This window comes from Tissierellales bacterium, from assembly GCA_035301805.1.
Classification (GTDB): Bacteria; Bacillota; Clostridia; order Tissierellales; family DATGTQ01; genus DATGTQ01.
Genome location: DATGTQ010000119.1, coordinates 1 through 3,538, shown reverse-complemented (window position 1 = coordinate 3,538; position 3,538 = coordinate 1). Strand labels below are relative to the sequence as shown.

2 protein-coding genes are annotated in these 3,538 nt (G+C 29.1%); both read right to left on the bottom strand.

Going from position 1 to position 3,538, the window contains the following annotated elements:
• A partial coding sequence (locus tag VK071_05445) for a hypothetical protein (protein ID HLR34759.1) occupies positions 1-597 on the bottom strand: 597 nt, incomplete at its 3' end.
• 197 nt (positions 598-794) lie between these two features.
• Positions 795-3,416 carry a helix-turn-helix domain-containing protein gene (locus tag VK071_05440; protein ID HLR34758.1) on the bottom strand — a complete coding sequence of 874 codons (2,622 nt, stop codon included), beginning with the start codon at positions 3,414-3,416 and terminating at the stop codon, positions 795-797.
• Positions 3,417-3,538 lie beyond the last annotated feature (122 nt).

The window sequence follows — 3,538 nt, the reverse complement described above, 5'->3', positions numbered from 1 at the left end:
TCCATATTTTAATTGAACTGCATTCAAGTCCCCAACATTAACTTCTATATTTTCACCATTTTCTACTTTAATCAAATTTCCCTTTTTGTCATTATAAGAAAATTCAAAGCTCGTAACTAAGTTACCTAGTGCAGCAGATGGTTGATATGAATTCTCTTCACCTTTATCATCATTAACTACTTCTATTTCAGCTTTATCATCTTCATCATCCTGATCTTCTAAATCATCAGAATCTGTATCTCCAGAATCTTCTAAATTATTATCTAAATCTTCCGAACCTTCAAAGCTTGAAGTATCATCTTCTCCCGGAGTTGAATTTTCTGGTTCTTCAGGATCTACAGGTTCTGGATCTTCCTGGGAATCTTCTAGCTCAACTTCTTCTGTTTCTATTGGTGGATCTTCAGGTTCTAGTTCTGAAGCCGTTTCCTCCACCTGGGTAGTTTCACTAATTTCTTCCACTACTTCATTTCCTTCTTCCAAGACTTTCCTACTATTATCTTGGACACCATTAACAGCTAGTGCTACTACTGGCATAATTACCTGTAGTATCATTGTTAATGCTAATACTAGTGAAATATTTCTCCATATTCTTTTCATTTAATCATCCTTTCAAAAAAAATATATCTACAAACCTTCAACTACAATAATTTCATATAATATAAGTATAACATCTAGAAAATAATCCTGCTATCCTAAGTTTGTTTATTTAGGGTACTTTTTTTAATATTTTTGAAAATATTTTCATTGTTTTTATAATAAAGTAGCAAAATCTAAAATTATGAAAATAAAAATCCCTAGATTTGTTTTTCTAGGACTAATAATTCTACTCCATGGACTGGAATAGAAAATTTGCATTTTATTTCGTTTTTAATATTTTCTTCTTTTATTTTTATACTTGGTTTTGATTTAGCTTTTAGATAATCTACTTCTTCTTTATTTAGATATTCTGGAGCACCCATTTCTATCCATTCATCAAAGGCAGATCCATTTTCTCTATTTAATGTATATCTTTTCAGTCTATATTTTCCTTCTAAGCCTTCTAAATTTATATTTAAGTTTACCTTTTCTTTACTTTCGTAAACATTGTATCGATTTTTAATATCTAAGGAAGATGTATCTCCTGATAAAAACATTTCATCAAAGTAAGCATAATTATAGGCTAGTATTTGTATATCTTCGCCTTTTTTAGTTACTATAAATTCTTCTTCTTTATGAATTATTTCATCTCCTAATTTTGAGAGTAAAAGATAGGCATAATATCCTGGCTTTTTAATTCCATCTTGATTTATTAGACCAAATCCTCCGTGGAATGGATTTTTATCTGCTTTCATCTCTTCGAATATATCTGTAAATGTCCAATATCCGATAGAATTAGTAAGACCAATAGATTCTATTATATTTTTTATAATAAATGTAGAAGTATAGCATGTATCGCTAATTAGATTTCTTCCAAGGGCTGTAGTGCTCCATTCTGTTATATGGATTTCTATATTAGGTAGTATTTCATTTATCTTTTTATTTAAAGATTTTAATGCATTAGGAGTATGATCTTTTTCATGGTAAATAGCCTTCATACTCGTAGAGTTTTTTAAAATCTCATACAAATTTTCACCATCTAAAAATCTTTCAATAATATCAAGGACATTTTCATCTGTTATTTCTTTTTTTATTTGTGATATATCTTGATTGTCCATTATTCTTAATAATAAATCTTGGATAGCTTCGTCTTTTCCAAAAGATTCTGGGTAAATGTGCAAGGTTATAATATCTAAAGGTACATTTTCATCTATACAGTAATTTATAAAATCCTCTAACCAAGATCCATATTTTAGGGATTCATGGGTTATAGAGGGGCCTCCTACTTTAATTTTTTCTGAAACTGACTTTATTGCTAAAACTGTCTCTTTATAAAATTTAAAATAATCTTTCTTTGAACCTATCCAAAAAACCTGTTCGATCTCCGGCTCGTTCCATACCTCAAAATACCAAGATTCTACTTCCTTAAGTCCATATCTTCTTACACAGTTTTTTACGAATTCTCTTACTAAATCTGTCCATAAATTAATGTCCTTAGGCTGAGTTACATTAGCTTTCCACCAGAACATGTGGTTTTCTCCACTTTTTAGATCACTAGGCATAAAGCCTAATTCTATAAAGGGTTTAATATTTATTTCCATAAAGAAATCAAATAGTTCATTTACATAGTTCCAGTTATATATTACATTTCCATCACTATCAGTATTATAAATCATCATATCATCATGGAATATTCCGTGAAATCTTACGTTTTTAAATCCGATTTCTTTTTGTAGCTCTCTAAATTGATTTCTCCAAGACTCCCTGAGTCCTTCTGCTGCTCTACCAAAGGTAATAAGTTCCTTCCAATAGTGTTTTAGCTCTGTACTTTCTTTATTAAAATCTAGATGAAAGTTTTGAACTTTAGTTAGAGAAATATCTTCTTCTAAAGTATCTTTACTATCTAAATAGGAGTATAGCTTTTTAAATGCAGCTGTTCTATCTACATCGAAGTAGGATTTTTTCTTTATATTTTCTTCATATGCACTATTTGATTTATCTATATTAGGCATATTTTGTCTAAATTGAGAAGGGGTACACCCATATTTTCGTTTAAATATAGAGTTTAAGGATTTTATACTTGGAAAACCACTTTGAAAAGCAATATCAGTTATACTTTCGTCAGTATTAGTAAGAAGTCTTTCGGCCATATCTACTCTTTTTTTATTTTTATATTCTTGAAATGTCATTCCAATACTATTTTTAAAAAGTCTAGATAAATAAGGAACGCTCATACCTTCAACATTTGCAATATCCTCAAGAGTTACGGAATCGTTTAAGTTTTCATCTACATATATAATGATTCTATTCATTCTTATAATATTGTCTGTAGATTCTTCTAGATTAGTTTCATTTATTTCTGTAGCCTCAAAATTATGTAATAAATCTCTAACTAGTAGAAAAGTTTCACTTCCTATTTTTAGTTGATAACCTGAAGCTTTTTTAGTTTGTTCTTTAAGCATACTTGCTAATCTTTTTCTAATTATATCGAATCTTTTTTGTTCTTCTTTCTCGTAGTTAAAGGATTTACAATCGATTTTAACCTTGCTAAATAATGGAAATATATAGTCTATACTTTTAGGATCTAATTGAAATACTAAACAGATATTATCTTCATCAGTTCTAGAGGTAGTATGGACTTCCCCAGGATTAATCAATATAAGGTCATTTTCTTTTAATAGATATTCTTTGTCAACTACTCTTATGTTTATTGACCCTTCTACTACTAAAATAATCTCTAATTCCTTATGGATATGCATCATGTATTCATTTGTACTATGTAAAAATAAGTTAATTGGCACATCCTCTCTAAGCTCTATTATTTCATAATATGGCTGCATTGCTTGCCCCCCCTACCAATTTGCTATTTAAATATAATATATCAGAATTTTGCAAACTTTGCAATATTAAGCTTTCATTTAATAGGGCTTTTTTTGCTGTTATGCCTTTATACGATAAAAGC

Excerpts from the sequence above, each read along its gene's own strand:
- VK071_05440 (HLR34758.1), bottom strand. The coding sequence starts at position 3,416 with ATGCAGCCATATTATGAAATAATAGAGCTTAGAGAGGATGTGCCAATT.